This window comes from Myroides sp. LJL116 (assembly GCF_054871685.1).
This window is the reverse complement of sequence record NZ_JBTXLR010000001.1, coordinates 115536-134735: the sequence shown is the minus strand read 5'-3', so window position 1 is coordinate 134735 and position 19200 is coordinate 115536. Positions and strand designations below refer to the sequence as shown.

General features: G+C 32.5%; 20 protein-coding genes. 11 read left to right on the top strand and 9 right to left on the bottom strand.

Annotated features, from left to right (window positions below; translation table 11 throughout):
* The first annotated feature begins 7 nt into the window (after positions 1-7).
* From ACYSNM_RS00655 to ACYSNM_RS00645, 3 genes are all read left to right on the top strand, one after another.
* Entirely contained in the window at positions 8-511 is a 504-nt protein-coding gene (locus ACYSNM_RS00655; protein ID WP_461755199.1) for a hypothetical protein, read from the top strand.
* 222 nt (positions 512-733) lie between these two features.
* Positions 734-1207, top strand: coding sequence for a Dps family protein (locus ACYSNM_RS00650; protein ID WP_461755198.1), 474 nt, complete (start codon positions 734-736; stop codon positions 1205-1207).
* 82 nt (positions 1208-1289) lie between these two features.
* The gene (locus tag ACYSNM_RS00645; protein WP_461755197.1) at positions 1290-1895 is read left to right on the top strand and encodes a DUF1684 domain-containing protein; all 606 of its coding nucleotides are present in this window, start codon (positions 1290-1292) and stop codon (positions 1893-1895) included.
* A 57-nt stretch (positions 1896-1952) separates the two neighbouring features.
* Here ACYSNM_RS00645 and ACYSNM_RS00640 read toward each other — a convergent pair whose 3' ends face one another.
* From ACYSNM_RS00640 to ACYSNM_RS00625, 4 genes are all read right to left on the bottom strand, one after another.
* Positions 1953-4076, bottom strand: coding sequence for a prolyl oligopeptidase family serine peptidase (locus ACYSNM_RS00640; RefSeq protein ID WP_461755196.1), 2124 nt, complete (start codon positions 4074-4076; stop codon positions 1953-1955).
* 123 nt (positions 4077-4199) lie between these two features.
* Positions 4200-4751, bottom strand: coding sequence for a DUF4625 domain-containing protein (locus ACYSNM_RS00635; protein WP_461755195.1), 552 nt, complete (start codon positions 4749-4751; stop codon positions 4200-4202).
* Positions 4752-4761: 10 nt separating this feature from the next.
* Positions 4762-7131 (bottom strand): TonB-dependent receptor, encoded by a 2370-nt coding sequence (locus ACYSNM_RS00630; RefSeq protein ID WP_461755194.1) that lies wholly within the window; start codon positions 7129-7131, stop codon positions 4762-4764.
* Between the two features lie 64 nt (positions 7132-7195).
* Positions 7196-7567 (bottom strand): hypothetical protein, encoded by a 372-nt coding sequence (locus ACYSNM_RS00625; protein WP_461755193.1) that lies wholly within the window; start codon positions 7565-7567, stop codon positions 7196-7198.
* A gap of 115 nt (positions 7568-7682) precedes the next feature.
* Here ACYSNM_RS00625 and ACYSNM_RS00620 point away from each other — a divergent pair, with 115 nt between their 5' ends.
* The 4 genes from ACYSNM_RS00620 to ACYSNM_RS00605 all read left to right on the top strand — a co-directional run bounded on the left by ACYSNM_RS00620 (position 7683) and on the right by ACYSNM_RS00605 (position 12872).
* Positions 7683-8876, top strand: coding sequence for an aromatic amino acid transport family protein (locus tag ACYSNM_RS00620; protein WP_461755192.1), 1194 nt, complete (start codon positions 7683-7685; stop codon positions 8874-8876).
* Positions 8877-9047: 171 nt separating this feature from the next.
* Positions 9048-10184, top strand: a complete 1137-nt coding sequence (locus tag ACYSNM_RS00615) for a BamA/TamA family outer membrane protein (RefSeq protein WP_461755191.1) — start codon at positions 9048-9050, stop codon at positions 10182-10184.
* 9 nt (positions 10185-10193) lie between these two features.
* On the top strand, positions 10194-11903 hold the full coding sequence (locus ACYSNM_RS00610; protein WP_461755190.1) for a lipid A phosphoethanolamine transferase: 1710 nt from the start codon (positions 10194-10196) through the stop codon (positions 11901-11903).
* 6 nt (positions 11904-11909) lie between these two features.
* Positions 11910-12872 (top strand): PCMD domain-containing protein, encoded by a 963-nt coding sequence (locus tag ACYSNM_RS00605; protein WP_461755189.1) that lies wholly within the window; start codon positions 11910-11912, stop codon positions 12870-12872.
* Between the two features lie 48 nt (positions 12873-12920).
* Here ACYSNM_RS00605 and ACYSNM_RS00600 read toward each other — a convergent pair whose 3' ends face one another.
* From ACYSNM_RS00600 to ACYSNM_RS00585, 4 genes are all read right to left on the bottom strand, one after another.
* Positions 12921-13280 carry a DUF805 domain-containing protein gene (locus ACYSNM_RS00600; protein ID WP_461755188.1) on the bottom strand — a complete coding sequence of 120 codons (360 nt, stop codon included), beginning with the start codon at positions 13278-13280 and terminating at the stop codon, positions 12921-12923.
* A gap of 83 nt (positions 13281-13363) precedes the next feature.
* Positions 13364-13975: an FAD-dependent oxidoreductase gene (locus ACYSNM_RS00595; protein ID WP_461755187.1), complete on the bottom strand. Its 612-nt coding sequence runs from the start codon at positions 13973-13975 to the stop codon at positions 13364-13366.
* An 8-nt stretch (positions 13976-13983) separates the two neighbouring features.
* Positions 13984-14178 carry a hypothetical protein gene (locus ACYSNM_RS00590; protein WP_461755186.1) on the bottom strand — a complete coding sequence of 65 codons (195 nt, stop codon included), beginning with the start codon at positions 14176-14178 and terminating at the stop codon, positions 13984-13986.
* Between the two features lie 50 nt (positions 14179-14228).
* Positions 14229-14804, bottom strand: coding sequence for a MarC family protein (locus ACYSNM_RS00585; protein WP_461755185.1), 576 nt, complete (start codon positions 14802-14804; stop codon positions 14229-14231).
* A gap of 314 nt (positions 14805-15118) precedes the next feature.
* Here ACYSNM_RS00585 and ACYSNM_RS00580 point away from each other — a divergent pair, with 314 nt between their 5' ends.
* Positions 15119-15697, top strand: coding sequence for a DUF3109 family protein (locus ACYSNM_RS00580; RefSeq protein ID WP_461755184.1), 579 nt, complete (start codon positions 15119-15121; stop codon positions 15695-15697).
* Here the strand turns inward: ACYSNM_RS00580 and ACYSNM_RS00575 are convergent, their stop codons facing one another.
* Positions 15698-16138 (bottom strand): retropepsin-like aspartic protease, encoded by a 441-nt coding sequence (locus ACYSNM_RS00575; RefSeq protein ID WP_461755183.1) that lies wholly within the window; start codon positions 16136-16138, stop codon positions 15698-15700. It abuts the gene before it with no gap.
* Between the two features lie 70 nt (positions 16139-16208).
* Here ACYSNM_RS00575 and ACYSNM_RS00570 point away from each other — a divergent pair, with 70 nt between their 5' ends.
* The 3 genes from ACYSNM_RS00570 to ACYSNM_RS00560 are packed head-to-tail and all read left to right on the top strand — an operon-like array spanning position 16209 to position 19184.
* Entirely contained in the window at positions 16209-16979 is a 771-nt protein-coding gene (locus tag ACYSNM_RS00570; RefSeq protein WP_461755182.1) for a TatD family hydrolase, read from the top strand.
* Positions 16980-17020: 41 nt separating this feature from the next.
* Entirely contained in the window at positions 17021-18157 is a 1137-nt protein-coding gene (locus ACYSNM_RS00565; protein ID WP_461755181.1) for a 1-acyl-sn-glycerol-3-phosphate acyltransferase, read from the top strand.
* Positions 18150-19184: an asparaginase gene (locus ACYSNM_RS00560; protein WP_461755180.1), complete on the top strand. Its 1035-nt coding sequence runs from the start codon at positions 18150-18152 to the stop codon at positions 19182-19184. Before ACYSNM_RS00565 ends, ACYSNM_RS00560 begins: the two co-directional genes overlap by 8 nt.
* The last annotated feature ends 16 nt before the right edge of the window (positions 19185-19200 follow it).

The following is a 19200-nucleotide window of genomic DNA, read 5'->3' as shown; positions in this document are numbered from 1 at the left end:
AATCGTTATGAAAAAGTTAGTATTATCTCTTGCTGTTTGTGGATTATTAGTTTTTACAGTTGCTTGTAAAGATTCAGTTGCAAAAGAAGAAAAAGTAGAGCAAAAAGATGAAGTTCAATTAAGTGAAGACAAAACAGCTCAAGCTGAAGCTGGTGTAAAATTAGAAGAAGCTAAAAAAGCGTTACAAGAAGCAGTTAAATCAGGAAATGAGGCTGCACAGAAAACGGCACAAGAAGCTTTAGATAAAGCTCAAAAAGTTTGGGACGAACAAAGTCAAAAAGTAAAAGAGCAAGCTAGCAAAGTTGCTGAAGACATTAAAGAAGTAGCTAAGGATAAAGCGGAAGAAGCTAAACACCAAGCGGAAGAAGCTGCTAAAGCATTAAAAGATAAAGCTAATGAAACAGCTGATAACTTAAAAGATAAAGCTAGTGAAACAGCTGATAACTTAAACGATGCTAAAGAAGACGCTAAAAAAGGATTGAAAAACGCTGTTCAAGACTTAAACAAATAATAAAAAGGGAGTCTTATGGCTCCCTTTTTTACTTTAAAATAAAGAGTATATAAGTTCTTTGTTTATTTAAATTTTCGTAATTTAATATAGATTAAAAATCTACTTCAAAAGTAGATTTTTCCATTATTTTTTTAAATTACAATATAAAATATATCAATAATAAAAACTACTTTCCTTTCTAAAGGATAACTACTTTTACATTAATAAAAAAAAAAACATATTATGAAATTAAATATCGGATTATCCCAAGACATACGTAAAGCTACAGTAGAAACTTTATCTAAATTAGTTGCAGATGAATTTGTATTATTTACAAAAACTAGATCAGCGCATTATAATGTAGAAGGTATAGATTTTCACGCAATGCATGTCTTCTTTGAAGAACAATATACTCAAATTGAAGAAAATGTAGATGCGATTGCTGAACGTATCCGTCAACTTGGATTCTACGCTCCATCTTCTTTAAAACAATACATTGAGTTAACTCAATTAAAAGAAGTTACAAATACAAGTGATAATAAATCAAGCTTTTGGATTAAAGAACTTTTAACTGATCACGAAACGATTATTAATTTCTTACGTGATAACATTGAGACTATTAATGATGTAAATGATATTGGGACAGCTGACTTTTTAACAGCACTTCTAGAATCACATGAGAAACAAGCTTGGATGCTTAGAGCTCATATAGCTTAATCAACATTATATTAGGTTTGTCTGTTTAGGCAAACCTTTTTTTACACTTTCAATTTTTCGAATTGTCAAAAAACAAGTCCCTATGAGAAAAATACTTATGCTTGCTGGTTTGGTTCTAATTACTTGGGCATGTGAAACAAACAAAACCCAAGAGGATGAAACTTTAGAATTTCAAAAAGAATTAAATCAGGAGTTCTCCAATGCAAAGACCTCACCTTTACCAAAAGATGCTTTAAAAAATTTTAAGTCTTTAGATTTTTTCCCTATAGATAAAGATTTTATTATAGAAGGTCAGATAAAAGCGACCCCAGAGGAAAAGCCCTTTGAGATGTTAACTACTACAAATAGAAGACCATTTTATAGAAAATATGGAGAAATAACTTTTCAATATCAAGGGAAAAGCTACGTATTGGATGTATTTCAAGACTTGGCTCTAATCCAAGACCAGCAATATGCAGATTATTTATTCTTGCCATTTACTGATTTAACCTCAGGAGTTACTTCTTATGGTGGTGGTAGATATTTGAACTTAACTATACCTCAAGAAAATAGTATCATCTTGAACTTTAATAAAGCATATAATCCCTATTGCGTATATAATCCAAAGTACTCTTGTCCAATTCCACCAGAGCAGAACTTTTTAAATTTTGAAGTTAATGCCGGAGTTAAAGATTATTCCTACCAATAGTATTAAAATAAAAAAGGATGCAAAATTGCATCCTTTTCTATTTTAAGATAATTTGGTTTATTTCTTTAAAGAAGTAACTCCCATATTATATAATGTAAAAGCTTGTAAATCTACATTCTCTTGGATTGTTTGTTTAACTGATTTACCTGCACCATGCCCTGCATTTGTTTCGATACGGATTAACACTGGGTTTTTGCCAGTATTATGCTCTTGAAGAGCTGCAGCGAACTTGAAGCTATGAGCTGGAACAACTCTATCATCATGATCACCTGTAGTAACCATAGTCGCTGGGTAATCAACTGATTTTACATTATGTAATGGTGAATATCCTAATAAATATTCAAACATTTCTTTACTGTCTTCTGAAGTACCATAGTCATATGCCCAACCAGCTCCTGCTGTAAAAGTGTGGTAACGTAACATATCTAAAACTCCAACTGCTGGTAAAGCAACTTTCATTAAGTCTGGTCTTTGAGTCATAGTAGCACCTACTAATAATCCTCCATTAGAACCACCTTTAATAGCTAAGAAATCAGAAGAAGTATAATTTTGAGCAATTAGGTACTCTCCTGCAGCAATAAAGTCATCAAAAACATTTTGTTTTTGTAACTGTGTACCTGCAACGTGCCATTTCTTTCCATACTCTCCTCCACCTCTAAGGTTTGGAACAGCATAAACTCCACCATTTTCTAACCAAATTGCATTTGCAATGTTAAAAGAAGGAGTTAAGCTAATATTGAATCCTCCATAAGCATAAAGCATAGTTGGGTTCTTACCGTTTAATTCTATTCCTTTCTTATAAGTAATAATCATTGGTACCTTAGTTCCATCTTTAGAAGTATAGAATACTTGTTTTGATTCATATAAAGAAGGATCGAAGTTTACTTTTGGTTGATCATACACACTAGAATCTCCATTTTTAGCATTGTATGCGTAAATTGTTCCAGGAGTAATGTAATTTGTAAAAGAATAGTAAAGAGTTTCTTGATCTTTTTTACCACCGAAACCACTAGCTGTTCCTAATCCAGGTAGCTCAATATCTCTTACTAATTGACCATGATAGTCATATTGTTTAACAGCTGTAACTGCATCTTGTAAATAAGAAGCAAAAATATAACCTGCACCTTTAGATGCTTTTAATACATTTTCTGTTTCTTTAATTAAGTCTTTCCAGTTAGATTGTTGTGGAGCAGAAGCTTCAACAGTCACAACTTTAGAATTAGGAGCGTTAAAGTCTGTTACAATAAATAACTTACCGTCACGGCTATCTAATACCCCATTTTGGCTATCAAAGTTATCTACTAAAGTAACGATAGGACTGTTAGCTATACGTAAATCTTTAATATAAAGCTCATTTCCATAAGTTGAATTTGCAGCAGTAATAACTAAGAATTGGTTATCTCCTGTTACACTTCCACCTACATAACGTCTCTTCTTATCGTTACCAAAGATTAATTCATCTTGACTTTGCTTGGTATCAAGTTTATGGTAATATAATTTATGTTGATCTGTTTTTGCAGATAATTCACTTCCTTCTGGTTTATCATAACTAGAATAATAGAACCCATCATTTCTAAGCCAAGACACTCCACTAAACTTCACATCCACTAAAGTATCTCCAATGCGCTCTTTTGTATTTGTATCAATTACGATAACTTTTCTCCAGTCACTTCCTCCTTCTGAAATAGCATAAGCTAACTTACTACCATCTTCAGAAAAGTCAAGACCTCCTAATGATGTAGTACCATCTTTAGAGAAGTTATTTGGATCTAGAAAAACCTCTTGGTTACCATCTTTATCTTTTCTATATAAAATAGATTGATTTTGTAATCCATCATTTTTGAAAAAATATGTATAAGCCCCTTCTTGGAATGGTGCTCCAATTTTCTCGTAATTCCAAGCTTTTTCCATTTGTTGCTTTAAATCGTCACGGAAAGGGATCTTAGATAGATAATCGAAAGTTAACTTGTTTTCAGCTTTAACCCATGCTTCAGTATCAGAAGAACGGTCATCCTCTAACCAACGGTAAGGATCTTTAATATCCTTTCCAAAATAGTTATCAACCACTTCTCCCTTTTTAGTTTCAGGATAAGTAATTTGGCTATGTTCTGCATCGTGTTTCTTATCGTTACAAGACATTACAACAGCAGCTACCAAAAGTGTCATTAATGATTTTTTCATTTTCTTTAGGGTAATTAATAGTTTGAAAAACAAATATAATTAAATATATAATGAATCATAACTATACTCTTTAATAAAACTAAAGTAAAGTACTAAAATTTACTTATTTATAACAAAAATCAATTATTGCTGTTTTATTTTTTTAACAATTTCAAAATTGGTAGATGCTACACTTTGATTACCCATTAAATCTAAAACTTTTACTACAAGCTTATAATTCCCAGGTTCAGAATTTTCCGGAATAAGTATCTGATTATTCTCCACTTCAAATTCTTTAAAACCATATACTTCTTTAAAAGTCCTATTGTAAAAAAACTCAATTTCTTCATGTCCTTCTCCCTCCTCGTGGTCGTGGTCGTGGTCGTGGTCGTGGTCGTGGTCGTGGTCATGGTCATGGTCATGGTCATGGTCATGGTCATGGTCATGGTCATGGTCATGGTCATGGTCATGGTGAGCAGGGACAATATCAACATTATAGCTTCCTAAAGCTTGGTTGTCTCGTAAAATCATTTTAATATAAAGGTTTTGACCTTCAGTCCATTCTGAATCCGCAACAGGGGTAATGATTTGTATAAATGGAGCCTGAGTATCCACATCATCAGATGCATTCAGACAAGAGGTACAAGTAAGTAAAATCCAACTCATACCTAGAAAAATATTTATAATAGTTCTCATTAATTTTATTTTAAAAAGGAATACTTACATTAACTTGGATAGATCTACCTGGTTGTGGTATATCTAGAGTTCTATAAAAGCTAGTATGACTAAGATTTTTACGATTCAATAAATTACTTATTGAAACACTAGTATTTAAATCTAATTCACCAAGTGTAATCTTACTATTAACTCCTGTAGTTAAACTTAATGTACTAGGAGTAGGAAGCTCTGCTTGTGCGATCCTATTTTGTCGCGCAAACCACTTGGCATTAAAAAACCAGCTATTATTTTTAAAACTATGTAGATCCTTTAAACTATATTCAACTTGAGTGAAGTTATTTAGAGGAATTGAAAATGCTAAGGGATAGTTTGTCTTTTTATCTTTAGTTATTTGTTGGGTATAATTATATTCAAGAATATTTGTAAGGCGGATATTTTTGAACAAATTGACTTCTAACTCTAATTCAAAGCCACTCAAGATCGCTTTAGTCTGAGAGTATTGATAGATCTGACCACTATCAGGAACCACTGAAAACTCCCCACTAGGTCTTAGATAAATATAGTTAGTAAAATAATACAAAAACGGACTAAAGCCAATTGCAAACTTTTGCCTTTCTACTTTAACATTCATATCTACTACGAATCCTCTTTCAGGATCAAGGTCTAAACTCCCTTTTTCAAAGCGATAAGCACCATGATGTACCCCATTGGAACTTAACTCCATTGGCGTTGGGAATCTAAAGGTACTTCCTAGAGTCATTGCTAATGCAGTACTTTGTGTCCACTTATAATTTAGACCTAACATTGCATTGAAGCTACTATAGGTCTTACTAAAGTCCTGGGAACGCTGGCCATATTGTAGGGCGGTTTGCTCATTATAGCCTTGTTGCAATAAATAATCATACAGACTTTGATCAAAAAATGAATCCGTATCTATAGATGCAATATCAAAACGAACTCCTCCCTCAAGGGTAACTTTTGGATTTAAATGATAAGAATAAGTAGCAAATAGTCCGATATTATCTTTTCTGTATTTAGGTAAAAGGAAACCATATCCACCAATTGTATTGTCTTGATATAAATAAGAAGCTCCTAACTTTACTTGGTGATTTTCAGCAGAGATATTCTCTACTACAATAGAGGTTTCTATTGTGCTTAAATTAAATTCTACTTCTAAATTTGGATCTGATTTTGGATCTAGTTGTCCCCCACTATGACTATGAAACTCATTCTTTTCTTGTCGTAAATTATTTTGGAAAGATCCCATTACTTTCAGAGTAGTATTATCCGATAAAAAATAACGCCAATTGTTAACTACTTTGAAGTGATTAACACTTTGATTAGGCATGGCAATATATCGTGATCCTTTTCCAGACTTATCTAAATCCATTTCATCCATAGCATGTGAACCAGGAAAAAAACCACTTTTCTCATAAAAGTTACTCACTGTTAAGATATTTTCCCACTTCTTTTCCACATAACCAATTTGTCCTGATAATGCTAAACTACGTCCTGCTGAATTAACAACTCTGTTATTCTTAAGGGGTATCTTGGTATCCAAATAAAGGATCTGGTTAGTTGGTACCTTATAATCCGCGTAGTCAAAAGCACTCACATTAAATTTAAAAAAAGTTTTTTCACCCCTACCTTTAAGTTGCAATACTCCTCCATAAGAATCATTGACACTTTGTGTTAATACGTGAAAGTTTCCACTAAAGGAGTCTTGTTCGGGAATCTGTTCATTATCGACTTGTACTACCCCACTAATGGCATCACTTCCATAAAGTATAGTACCCACCCCCTTTATAATGCTTATTTTTTCGTTTGCAAACATATCGATCTCCAATCCGTGATCTGCTCCCCATTGTTGACCTTCTTGTTTACTCCCATTTTGGGCTACTACCAATCGATTAAAGCCTAAACCTCTTATGGTAGGTTTTGAAGCCCCGGCGCCTATATCCATGGAATTCATTCCCGCAATATTATCCAAAGACTTAGCGAGTGATCCTTGATAATTTTTCTGTAGTTTGTTTACTCTAAAATCTTGAATATTGCCCAAATGTGGATTTTCATAGGCTGCAGAAATAACAATATCCTCTAAAAAATATTGCTCCAAGTCTAATACAATTTGCTTGTAAATTGGTTTATCCACCTTTACAAAGTCACTTACAGAACTAAAACCTATAAGCTCAACCTTTAAAGAATCTTGTGCTTCTTCTTGAAATAAAAAGTTGTATTCCCCCTTTTCATTAGCCCAGGTAGAATTAGTCCCAAAGCTAACTTTAGCCCCTGGTAAAACATGTCCATAAGTGTCCTTAACAGTACCTTTTAAAGAAAAGTCTTGTGCAAAAACATTTATAGAAAATACCAGAGAGCTTACTAATAATGTAACTCTCATGTTAAAAATAAAATAGATTAAAAAATACTCCTAAGACAAAAATCTTAAGAGACAACACCATTTTTTAACCTAAAACTGGAGGGGCTCGTAAACTAAAATAGATATGTGAAAGCTTGACAAATCGCTCACAATCTAACTGTTGCTTTTTAAGAATATAATCTACTTGCAGCTGTTCTAACTCTAAAGTACTACTTAGAATTAATGGACTCAGCATATTATCACACACAAAACAATGATCTAAATAACCGTGGTCTTCTTGCCATTGAAATTCAGAACTATTATTACGAGATTGTGTAAAATGCTCATGAGTACCGTGTGTAGATTGGTACTCTTTTATAGATAAAGTATGTTCAATAGTGTGCATTCCTTGAAAAACAAAGATAAACATACATGCAAAAGCAAGTAGGATTCGCGATATGTACTTCGTTTTAAGCATAGGGCAAAGATATAGAAGATTTCCTACTTCTGTGTTAACTACAAGTAAAATTACAACACTAGCATCTCTATTGTTAATTCACTTTGTTACCTTTGTCATTATTAAATTAAAATTCATGAATAGTAAACTAATTGGGAGTATTTTAATCATCGCCGGTTCTAGTATTGGAGCTGGAATGTTAGCTATGCCAATTACATCAGCTGGTGTAGGCTTTATTGGAACTTGTATTCTATTATTTATAATATGGTTCACAATGTGCTATACTTCTTTATTAATGGTAGACATTTATGATTTTAATTCTCCAGGAGACGGTTTCGATACATTAACACGAAAATATGCTGGCTTTCTTACCAATAGGGTAGCTGGTCTTAGTTTAATGTTCTTAATATACGGGCTCACAGCAGCCTATATGACAGGTGGAGGAGCAATTTTCAAAACTAATATCGATTTATTATTCCAAACAGATTTTGATAGTAGGTTAGCTATTGTATTATTTTCCCTATTATTTAGCACCATAGTTGTTATTGGAACAAAGAGTGTTGACTTTATAACTAGAGGACTATTTGGTTTAAAAATTATCTTCCTTGCAGCCTTAGTATTTTTGATGATTCCTCTGATTAAAGGAAATTATTTGTTATCCATGCCTTTGTCACAAGGAGCTGTAATTACAGCATTACCAGCCATATTCACTTCTTTTGGTTTTCATGGAAGTATTCCAAGTATTGTACAATACTTAGATGGTAAAAAGGGATTATTGAAGAAAGCCTTTATTTTAGGTAGCGCCCTTCCTCTTATAATCTACTTAATCTGGCAAGTAGTAGTACTTGGAAGTTTAGATCAAAGCAGCTTTATGCAAATTGTCACTCAGAATCTAGGTTTAGAATCTCTTATAATGAGTATAAGAGAAATGTCTAATTCTCCTTGGATTGAGACTTTGTTCAGCTTCTTTGCAGCTGCAGCATTAGGAACTTCCTTCTTAGGAGTAAGTATTGGCTTATTTGATTACTATAAAGATGTATTGGCAAAGCGTTTTACCAAACAAACATTAGCTGGTGCTTCGGGTATAATTACCTTCTTACCCCCTCTAGCTTTTGCTTTATTTTATCCTACTGGATTTATTGTGGCATTAGGTTATGCAGCAATAGCCGGAGTAATCCTAGCGCTAATAATTCCCTGTATTTTATTTGTAAAGGCAATGCGATTTCATAATCGACCAATATCTATATTTACTTATTGTATGATTTCACTGGCTTTCTGTTTATCTATCTTAATTACCTTAGCCCAATTAATTATAGTAAATAATGCTTAATAAACAAGTATTAATTAAATCAAAATAAAAACTAAATACATTGTGAATTTATCACAACATACTGTAAATTACAGTTAATTACCTTATCATTAAGCTATTTTTATGATATAAAAATAATCCTTCTAGGCTAGCTTTTGTAATTTTACAAATAATTTTTAGCCAGAACGTTTTATGCAAAAAATATATCTATATGTATTGGTTTGTATACTTTTCATACCCATAAGTACAATTGCACAAACCCAAGATAGTTTACCTAAAGACCCCAACTTTTTTAAGCGCTTAGTTACCTACTTCGAAGAAGCTCAAAAAGATAAATCTGTCAATAAATTTGATTTATCTTTTATAGGTGGACCGAGCTATTCTCCCGACACTAAATTAGGCATTGGAATCATGGCCTCAGGTCAGTACCGATTAGATAAGACAGATTTTGATTTACCTCGCTCTGGAGTTTCTATATATGCAAGTATCACAACAAATGGTTTTCATTCTGTAGGAATAGAAAACACCTCGTTTTTTCCACAAGATAAATATCGTGTTTACTATGACATGAAATATTCCTATATGCCTACACAATATTACGGTATCGGGTATAAGCAAGGTCAGCAAGGAAATTTCACCAAATACGATGAATACCAATTCGATTTAGATGCAGATCTTTTGAGAAAAATAATGGATAATACTTATGTTGGAATCAATTTTTCTGCCCATAATTATAACTCAAAAAGATTTGAAGACCCTTCCTTTGTACAAGGAAAAATTCTAAATAATACTGCAATTGGTGTTGGGTATTTATTATCCTATGATTCTAGGGATTTTATTCCTAACCCTTACAAAGGAGTATACTTAAATTTAAGTCAAGTTTTCTACACCAAGGTGTTAGGTAGTACTTCCAATTTCTCTAAATTAGAATTTACTTCTCGTTTTTATAAACAAATAAGACCAAAAACAATTATTGCCTTTGATTTTAATGCTATCTTTAATAATGGTCAAGTTCCTTGGAGTATGCTTTCTAAGGTAGGAGGTGCAAGACAGATGAGAGGCTATTATTTAGGGCAGTATCGCGATAAAAAGCAATTAAATGCACAAGTTGAACTACGTCAAAATATCTTTAACCGCCATGGAGTAGTGCTTTGGGCAGGAGCAGGAAATGTCTTCAACAAAACAAATAGTTTCCGTTGGGATCAAACTCTACCCAATTATGGTATTGGTTACCGTTGGGAGTTTAAAAATAGAATTAATATTCGTTTGGATTATGGTCTTACTAAAGGCCACAACGGATTTTACTTTAATATAAATGAATCTTTTTAGAAAATAATAATGTCAAAAGAACGAAGTACATTGTTGCAGAAATTACCATCTACTGATTTTTCCTTGTTATACTATATTATCCTTAATATGGTACCTAGCTTATATTTTTTATTCAGTGAACCTTTAAATTTTCCTGGAAAGATTACAATTGTCTTATTCCCCCTGTCCTTACTTTGTTTAATCTATTGTATTTTCAAAAATCCTGGAATAACTACTCTGGTATTATTCCCACTTATTTTCTTACATTCTTTTCAAATTGTTTTATTCTATATATTTGGTCAAGAGGTAATAGCCTCAGATATGTTTTTAAATGTAGCCACTACAAATTCTTCGGAAATTCAGGAACTACTCGGAAGCTTGATACCTTCTATTGCACTAGTATGTGTTTTATATATACCAGCATTAATTCTAGCTTATAAACAAATAAGGGCAAAGAAAACAATTAAAAACTCTACAGTAAAAAGACTATTCAAATTAGGTATTATACTATTAATAAATAGTATAATAGCTTCGTTTTTCTCGAATTATTCTCCGACTAATTCTTTTTCATTTAAAGATAATGTCTATCCATATAATGCTCTTTATAATTTAAATTTCGCTATAAACAAATCAATTAGAATAAAAAACTATCCTGTAAGCTCACAAGATTTTGACTTTAAAGCCAAAACAGTACCCCAAGATAAAAGGCAAGTATATGTTTTAATTATTGGCGAAACTAGCAGGGCCGATAATTGGTCTTTATACAATTATCACAGAGATACTAATCCACTTTTAAGTCAGCAAGACAACCTTATAGTCTTCCAAGATGTGTTAACCCAAAGTAATGCTACCCATAAAAGTGTTTCTATATTACTCTCCGATGTTGGGGCGCAAGATTATGATCAGATATATACACGAAAAGGAATATTTGAAGCTTTTAAACAAAGTGGCTTTAAAACAATCTGTTTGTCAAATCAAGCAGAAAATAATTCCTTCATTGAATACTTTACAAAACAAGCAGATCTCTTTTATACCATAAGACAAACGGATCCAACCACAAGAATAACCCAAAATGCATGGGATCAGGATTTATTACCACTATTAAAGCAATACATAGATACCACAACAGAAGATTTATTTATTGTTTTACATACCTATGGTTCCCATTTTAATTATAGCCAAAGATATAAGGAAGAGTTCTCTGTTTTTCAACCAGACCATGTAACAAAAGTAGATGTAGGCCATAAAGAAACCCTTGTAAATGCTTATGACAATACGATCTTAAATACAGATAACTTTATTTATCAGACTATACAGACCCTTGATTTATACCCCTACATAAGCACAATTATGTATATTTCTGATCATGGAGAAGATTTATTTGACGATCAAAGAAATAGGTTTTTACACTCTTCTCCCACCCCTACCTATTATCAACTAAGAGTACCTATGCTAGTGTGGTATTCTCAAAATTATAAACTAGAAAACCCACAGAAAGTAGATCAGCTATTAAACAATCAAAGCACACCAATTTCCAGTAATGCTGTCTTTCACACCATAGTTGATTTAGCAAATATCACCACCCCTTATTTACAACGCGATTTGGCACTGAGTGATTCTACCTTTCAAATAAAACCAAGGGTTTATTTAAATGATCATGACAAGGCAATATTATATCAGCAACTAAATCTAAAACAAGAAGATTTATTGATGTTCAACAAAAACAATATAAAGAATTAATAAGCTATGAAAGTACACCTACACTTTAGATTTTTATTGGTTTTTACCTTACTATATTCCATAGGGCTTTGTGCTCAACATACAGAGCCTATTGCTTATGGAGATATGAACAAATGGATGGTCAGAGAAGTAAAAGAATCCTTTATTATTGGAGGTAAAACCCAGTATATTTATTCTTTAACAGACATACAAGATACTTTAAAGGACAATACCCCATATGTAGATACTACCTCCCCTTGGGCTACCTCTTCTGTTTTGGCTGTTGTAAGTGGAATTACCAAAGCTAGTGTTACTGTCTTTCCAGAGCAAAGAAATAATTCTATGGCAGCTAGATTGGAAACTAAAATCGAAAGAGTCAAAGTATTGGGTATTATCAATATTAATGTTTTAGCTAGTGGCACATTATTTCTAGGACAAATGAATGAACCTATTACCGATACTAAAAACCCACAAAGTAAGCTAATTACTGGAATAGAGTTTAACAAAAAGCCCATTGCATTACAGTATGACTATAAAGTAATAACAGGCGGACCATCGAGAAAAGTCAATGGAATGGGAAACGGTTCTTTAACCAAAGACAACGATATGGCCGAAGTTCATATTTTACTACAACATAGATGGGAAGATGAGCAAGGAAACGTTTATGCTAAACGAGTAGCAACGGGTTGGGAGAGATTTGATAAGACACAAGAAAATTGGCAAAATGCCCATCAGCTTACTCTGCATTATGGAGATATTACCAATCAAAATCATTACAAAGATTATATGGCCCTAAGAGATAAGCAAGAGCCTTATTATACAAAAAATAGCAAAGGGCAGATGGTCCCTATTCAAGAAATAGAGTGGGCAGATAAGCAAGAGTCAGTAACTCACTTAATCCTACAGTTTTCCTCTAGCAATGGAGGTGCGTATATTGGAAATACAGATAGCCGATTATGGATTGATAATGTACAATTAGTTTACCCATAAAAAAAGGTTGAATCCGATGGATTCAACCTTTTTTTATATATCTGTACTTTAGATTTTAATATCTACTTTACGATCTGGCTCACCATATTGGTTAGCATACTCATCTGATTTTAAAAGTAAAAAGACAAAAACAACTATACTTCCAATTCCTGTAAGACAAAGTAATAACCACCAAGGGCTCTTATTTGTATCATGTAATCTTCTTACCACATATCCTAAAGAAGGTAGGAATAGAGCTAAAGAGAATAAACCTCCAAATAATTGAAATCCAATAAAATAATCAATGATCCCTAATGGAATACTGATTAAGAACGAGATCAAAACAAAAGTCCAGTAGTTTCTTCTACTAGCACGACCATCAAAATCAATATAATGCTCTTTAATGGTATCTAAGTATTGCTTTATCATAAAAACAGCTAATTAAATTATACACTTACTAACAAATGCAAATATATGGATAAATTAACATAATATAACAATATTTAATTGTCTTATTTTCTGATACTATCGTGACTATGGCTTGGAATACCATCGTTCCACAAAGTTAAAATATCTGTAGCTACCATAGCACCACTTCCCGCTGCAATACTTAACTGGCTAGCATGTCCAGCTAGAGTTCCACAAACATAAAGATCATGATCTATTTTATGGTCGATATTTTGTAGCTGTACTCTATTCTTACTTGGAAGAGATTTCTTATGCGGCTGAACATACTGCATCAAACCTTCAATTTTAAAACTTCCACTAGAATTAACCGCAACTACTATGATTTTACTTTTATAGGTATTGACGTTAGTAGATACAAACCAGTAGTTTTCTAACTTTTCTACCTTCAATACTTTCTCATTTGGAATTTGTACAACATTAGGGTAATATTCTAGATCTCTAATGCTTTGCTCTAATAGAGCACTACCTAAGGTACCTTGAGTTACGCCATATGCGTTATAAAAAATAGCCTCTTGTAACATAGAAGCTTTCTGGTGCATGATAATACCTATCTTCTTTTCACTTGCGTATGCTTTGTGTCCAGAACTAGCTAAAACTTGGGCACAAGAAACCCCGGAGGCACCTCCTCCAAAAATTAATACATCAAATATTTCCATTTGAAATATTACTTTACTTTACTATCGATTAGCTTAGCTGTTTTAAAAATCAAAAGAATACAAATCCCACATAATAGGGCTACAATTCCGATTAAAGCAACTAAACTATCTCCTTGAAATAAGTTATTAAAATCTAACATTGTTACATTAAAAACAATTAAAGCTAAAATAACAATACCTGCTATGTACGAAAATATCTTCATTTCTATGATTAATTTTTGAATATTATTGTTCGAAAATACAAAAATATTATCTAGTCAAAGAACCCTTTAACATTACTCATAAATAATTTAACAGCAATTGCTAGTAATACAATTCCGAAAACCTTTCTAATTACCCCTAGACCACCAGTACCTAGAATAGCTTCAATTTTAGACGAAGAACGAAGGACGATATATACTAAGATTAAATTAACAACAATGGCAGCCATAATATTAACAGTTTCATACTCAGCTCTTAGAGAAAGAATTGTAGTAAGTACACCTGTACCAGCGATCAAAGGAAAGGCTAAAGGAATAATAGAAGCCGTCCCAGGGGTATCGTCTTTATAAATACGAATACCTAAAATCATCTCTAAGGCCAAAAAGAATAACACTAATGCACCAGCTACGGCGAAGGAATGTACATCAATCCCTATTAAATGTAATAATTGCTCTCCGATAAATAGGAAAGAAATCATAATAGCTGCGGAGACCAAAGTAGCTTTTTTAGACTCTATCTCTCCTACTCTTTTTCTTAAGTCTACGACAATAGGAATTACTCCTAAAATATCAATAACTGCAAACAAAATCATTGTTATAGTTATAGTGTCTTTTAAATTAAATTGCATAAAAAACGCTTTAAATTGAAAAAATTAATCGGCAAAAGTAATACAAATATTATAAAGAATAATAATCTAAATAAAGTACTAAAAATAACCTATTTAAATCACCTTTACTTATTTCATGTAAAAATTTAAAACATTCTTCCCACATTTCTCAAAACTAACCTACAATTTTAAGTAGGATAACATTCCACATAAAACCACTCAAATCATTGTTTATATACATTCTAAAATTATAAAATACGTTAAGATTTATTTTGAAAACTATTTATATGCCAAAAGATTCGTATTTTTGCAAACATTTTTTAATCAATCGTATTATGTTTCAAATCGGAAAAACAATCGTTTCTGCAGAAGTTCTAGAAAGAGAATTTGTGTGCAACTTATCAGCCTGTAAAGGACAATGCTGTATAGATGGAGATGCAGGTGCACCGGTTGAGCCGCAAGAGGTAGAAATCATGAACCAAGTCTATGATAAGGTAAAACCATTTTTACGTCCTGAAGGTCAACAAGCCATAGAAACCCAAGGAACATCCATTATTGGGGAAGATGGTGAGTTTGAAACTCCATTAATACACGGTGGAGAATGTGCCTATGTTATTTATGAAAATGAAATGGCATTATGTGGTATTGAAAAAGCTTATAATGAAGGTTTAATTGATTGGAAAAAACCAATTTCATGTCACCTATACCCTATCAGAATAAAAGAATTTACTTCTTTCTCGGCTATCAATTATGATAAATGGGATATTTGTTCTGACGCATGTACTTTAGGTCAAGAATTACAAGTTCCAGTATATAAATTCTTAAAAGCACCATTAATCCGTAAGTACGGAGAAGATTGGTACGATGAACTAGAGCTAGTAGCTAAAGAATATTTCGAACAAAAAAACAAATAGTTACTTCATATATACACAAAGGTTATTATAATCAATAATAGCCTTTGCGTTTATTAAAATATCACCCCCGATTATTCCATGTACATTCTTGGTTTCAAATTGAGTCAAGGCCACATTGACATGGCTTAAATCCATCAAAATAAAATGAAAGTCTTTTAATTTCCATCTTCCTATTTGAATTTGATTATTAAAAGTAGCTTGTGTAAACATATCATTTGCACCTGCCCCTGAAGCAAGAGTAGGCGAATCCGAAGCAGTTACACAAAACTTTTCGGTGTAATTAAAGTCTATACAACTATTAGAAGCACCACTATCTAAAATAAAGTCACCTATTATCCCATTAATCTTTGCTTTGATAAATAAGTGTTGGGTTTTTGAAATTTTGAAGTTAATTTTTTTATATCCTTCTGCCTTTAGTAAATCTTGCAACTTTTCCTTCATTTTAGTTTAGTTTAATTCAATATATAGGGTACTTTTGTAGCCAAAGTAGCAAATAAAAACACTCCAACCAATGATTTTTACTGATACCCATACACATCTGTATTCAGATGCATTTAAGGACGACCGCAAAGAAACAATAAATCGTGCAATTCAAAATGGAGTTTCGCGTTTTTTTATACCTGCAATTGACTCTAGTTATGCTCCACAGATGTATGAACTTGAAAATCAATTTCCAAATAACATCTTTTTAATGATTGGATTACATCCAACAGATGTAAAAGAAGAAACTTATTTACAAGAGTTAGAATTCGTTGAAAAAGAATTGGAAAAGCGTTCGTTTTATGCCATTGGAGAAATTGGCATTGATTTATATTGGGATAAAACTACTTTATCTATTCAAAAAGAGGCTTTCCAGAAACAGATTCAAATTGCCAAAAAATACAACCTTCCTATAAATATACATTGTAGGGATGCATTTGACGAAGTATTTGAAGTTTTGGAACTAGAAAAGTCCCCAGAACTAAGAGGAATATTTCACTGTTTTACAGGAACCTACGAACAAGCTCAAAAAGCCATCTCCTATAATCTAAAACTTGGAATTGGAGGAGTAGTTACTTTTAAAAACGGTAAAATTGACCAATTTTTACATAAAATACCCTTACAGGAAATCGTATTAGAAACCGATTCTCCGTATCTTGCACCATCTCCTTTTAGAGGTAAAAGAAATGAAAGTGCTTATATAGTAAATATTGCCGAAAAATTATCAGATATTTACCAATTACCTCTACATGAGATAGCCAAACAAACAACAGCTAATTCACAAGCTGTGTTTGGAATATAAAATAGTATTACAACAATTCTTTACAATAATAAAGCATAATAATGTCTAAGTTTGATTCAATACGCCATTACCACGATCACGAAGTAAATGAAGTTCTTTCACAGATTTCAAAACACCCGATGATCAAAGCTTTAATGCACTTTACATTTCCGAATAAAACGGAAGCACAATGGATGAATGACTTAAAAGAAATAAAGTCCATACAGCAATTTCAAGACGATTTTGCTTATCACTCTATTTGTCGAATTTTAGAGAAAAGCTCCAATGGTTTATCCACTTCGGGCTTTGATAAACTAGATAAAGACACTCCCTATTTCTATATATCTAATCACCGAGATATCCTAATGGATACTTCTTTGCTAAACGTTGCTCTAAAGGAGCATGGAATGATAATGACTGCCTCAGCTATTGGGGATAACCTAGTCCAAAAATCTTTTCTATTAGCAATTGCAAAAGTAAACCGTAACTTCCTAGTTAAACGAGGACTACCTCCAAGAGAACTTCTACAAAGTTCAAAGTTAATGAGTGAGTATATCAATCACCTTTTATTTGAACAAAAAAGATCTGTTTGGATTGCACAAAGAGAAGGGCGTGCTAAGGATGGAAATGACCAAACACACCAAGGAGTTCTAAAAATGCTAGGAATGGCAAATGACATGGACAACCTTATGGATTACTTCAAAAAGGTAAAAATAGTTCCTGTTAGTATTTCCTATGAGTATGATCCTACCGATGCTTTAAAAATACCTCAACTTATAGCTGCAGCTAATGAAGAGACTTATAAGAAGGATAAAAACGAAGATTTCGTTAATCTTTATAGCGGTATTATTGGTCAGAAAAAAGGTATCCATATTCATGTAGGAGAACCTCTAGATATGGAATTAGATCAAATCAAACAAGAAAGCGATAAGGTTAATAAACAAATACAAAGTGTTGCTAATATTTTAGATGAGAAAATTATCTCTAACTATAAACTTTGGCCTACTAATTATATTGCTTACGATTTATTGCATAAAACCAATGAATTTGCCGATAAATACACTCAAAAAGAAAAACAACTCTTTGAAAGAAGATTGGAGCTTAGAGTAGATAAAGACAACAAAGCAGTAGTGGATAACTTCCTAGCTATGTATGCAAATCCAGTGGTAAATAAATTAAAACTACTAGAGAATGAATAAAAAACCTGCTATTTTACTAATCTATACTGGTGGAACTATCGGTATGATAAAGGATTTCAAAACAGGAGCCTTAAAGGCTTTTAATTTTGATCAACTCTTAGAGCGCATTCCTGAATTACATCTTTTAGAATGCTCCATTAAGACTTATTCTTTTGAAGTACCTATTGACTCCTCAGATATGCATCCAAGTATGTGGAGTAAAATGGCTATGGTTATCAAAGATAATTACCATTTATTTGATGGTTTTGTTATTTTACATGGTTCTGATACCATGTCTTATACTGCTTCTGCCCTAAGTTTCATGTTAGAAAACTTAGATAAACCAGTTATTTTAACTGGTTCACAGTTGCCAATTGGCGATTTAAGAACAGACGCAAAAGAAAATTTAATCACCGCAATTCAAGTTGCTGCTTTACAAAAACAAAATACAGACCAACCTTTAATTCAAGAGGTTTGTTTGTATTTTGAATATAAGCTTTATAGAGGAAATAGGACATCGAAAGTCAGTTCAGAGTTTTTTAATGCCTTTACTTCCCCAAATATTCCACATTTAGCAGAATCCGGAGTACACTTAAAAATTAATCAGGATCTACTTATTTATAAGCAGCCAGATTCCAATTTACAAGTACATACCCAAATGTCATGCGATGTAGCTATATTACACATATTCCCAGGAATACAGCAACCCGTTTTAGAGGCTATTTTTAATATTCCTAACCTCAAAGGAGTAGTTATGCAAACTTATGGAGCTGGAAATGCCCCTAGTGAACCTTGGTTTATAAATAGCATAGATAAGGCAATCAAAAAGGGTATTCAAGTGGTAAATGTGACCCAATGCTTGAGCGGATCAGTTGATATGGGTAAATATGCTACAAGTACACAACTAAAGAATATAGGTGTAATCTCAGGTAAAGACATTACCATAGAAGCAGCTATTACAAAAATGATGTTTCTATTAGCGCAAAACACGACTAATAACTTCAAAAGTGAATTTGAGCGACCTTTTTGTGGTGAAATAGAGAAATAATTTACTATATTCGCGT

Bases quoted from the DNA above. Each gene is read 5' to 3' on its own strand.
- ACYSNM_RS00575 (WP_461755183.1), bottom strand. From the start codon at position 16,138: ATGAAGGAAAAGTTGCAAGATTTACTAAAGGCAGAAGGATATAAAAAA.
- ACYSNM_RS00565 (WP_461755181.1), top strand. From the start codon at position 17,021: ATGTCTAAGTTTGATTCAATACGCCATTACCACGATCACGAAGTAAAT.
- ACYSNM_RS00585 (WP_461755185.1), bottom strand. From the start codon at position 14,804: ATGCAATTTAATTTAAAAGACACTATAACTATAACAATGATTTTGTTT.
- ACYSNM_RS00620 (WP_461755192.1), top strand. From the start codon at position 7,683: ATGAATAGTAAACTAATTGGGAGTATTTTAATCATCGCCGGTTCTAGT.
- ACYSNM_RS00650 (WP_461755198.1), top strand. From the start codon at position 734: ATGAAATTAAATATCGGATTATCCCAAGACATACGTAAAGCTACAGTA.
- ACYSNM_RS00615 (WP_461755191.1), top strand. From the start codon at position 9,048: ATGCAAAAAATATATCTATATGTATTGGTTTGTATACTTTTCATACCC.
- ACYSNM_RS00610 (WP_461755190.1), top strand. From the start codon at position 10,194: ATGTCAAAAGAACGAAGTACATTGTTGCAGAAATTACCATCTACTGAT.
- ACYSNM_RS00570 (WP_461755182.1), top strand. From the start codon at position 16,209: ATGATTTTTACTGATACCCATACACATCTGTATTCAGATGCATTTAAG.
- ACYSNM_RS00560 (WP_461755180.1), top strand. From the start codon at position 18,150: ATGAATAAAAAACCTGCTATTTTACTAATCTATACTGGTGGAACTATC.
- ACYSNM_RS00630 (WP_461755194.1), bottom strand. From the start codon at position 7,131: ATGAGAGTTACATTATTAGTAAGCTCTCTGGTATTTTCTATAAATGTT.
- ACYSNM_RS00635 (WP_461755195.1), bottom strand. From the start codon at position 4,751: ATGAGAACTATTATAAATATTTTTCTAGGTATGAGTTGGATTTTACTT.
- ACYSNM_RS00645 (WP_461755197.1), top strand. From the start codon at position 1,290: ATGAGAAAAATACTTATGCTTGCTGGTTTGGTTCTAATTACTTGGGCA.
- ACYSNM_RS00640 (WP_461755196.1), bottom strand. From the start codon at position 4,076: ATGAAAAAATCATTAATGACACTTTTGGTAGCTGCTGTTGTAATGTCT.
- ACYSNM_RS00580 (WP_461755184.1), top strand. From the start codon at position 15,119: ATGTTTCAAATCGGAAAAACAATCGTTTCTGCAGAAGTTCTAGAAAGA.
- ACYSNM_RS00590 (WP_461755186.1), bottom strand. From the start codon at position 14,178: ATGAAGATATTTTCGTACATAGCAGGTATTGTTATTTTAGCTTTAATT.
- ACYSNM_RS00600 (WP_461755188.1), bottom strand. From the start codon at position 13,280: ATGATAAAGCAATACTTAGATACCATTAAAGAGCATTATATTGATTTT.
- ACYSNM_RS00605 (WP_461755189.1), top strand. From the start codon at position 11,910: ATGAAAGTACACCTACACTTTAGATTTTTATTGGTTTTTACCTTACTA.
- ACYSNM_RS00625 (WP_461755193.1), bottom strand. From the start codon at position 7,567: ATGCTTAAAACGAAGTACATATCGCGAATCCTACTTGCTTTTGCATGT.
- ACYSNM_RS00595 (WP_461755187.1), bottom strand. From the start codon at position 13,975: ATGGAAATATTTGATGTATTAATTTTTGGAGGAGGTGCCTCCGGGGTT.
- ACYSNM_RS00655 (WP_461755199.1), top strand. From the start codon at position 8: ATGAAAAAGTTAGTATTATCTCTTGCTGTTTGTGGATTATTAGTTTTT.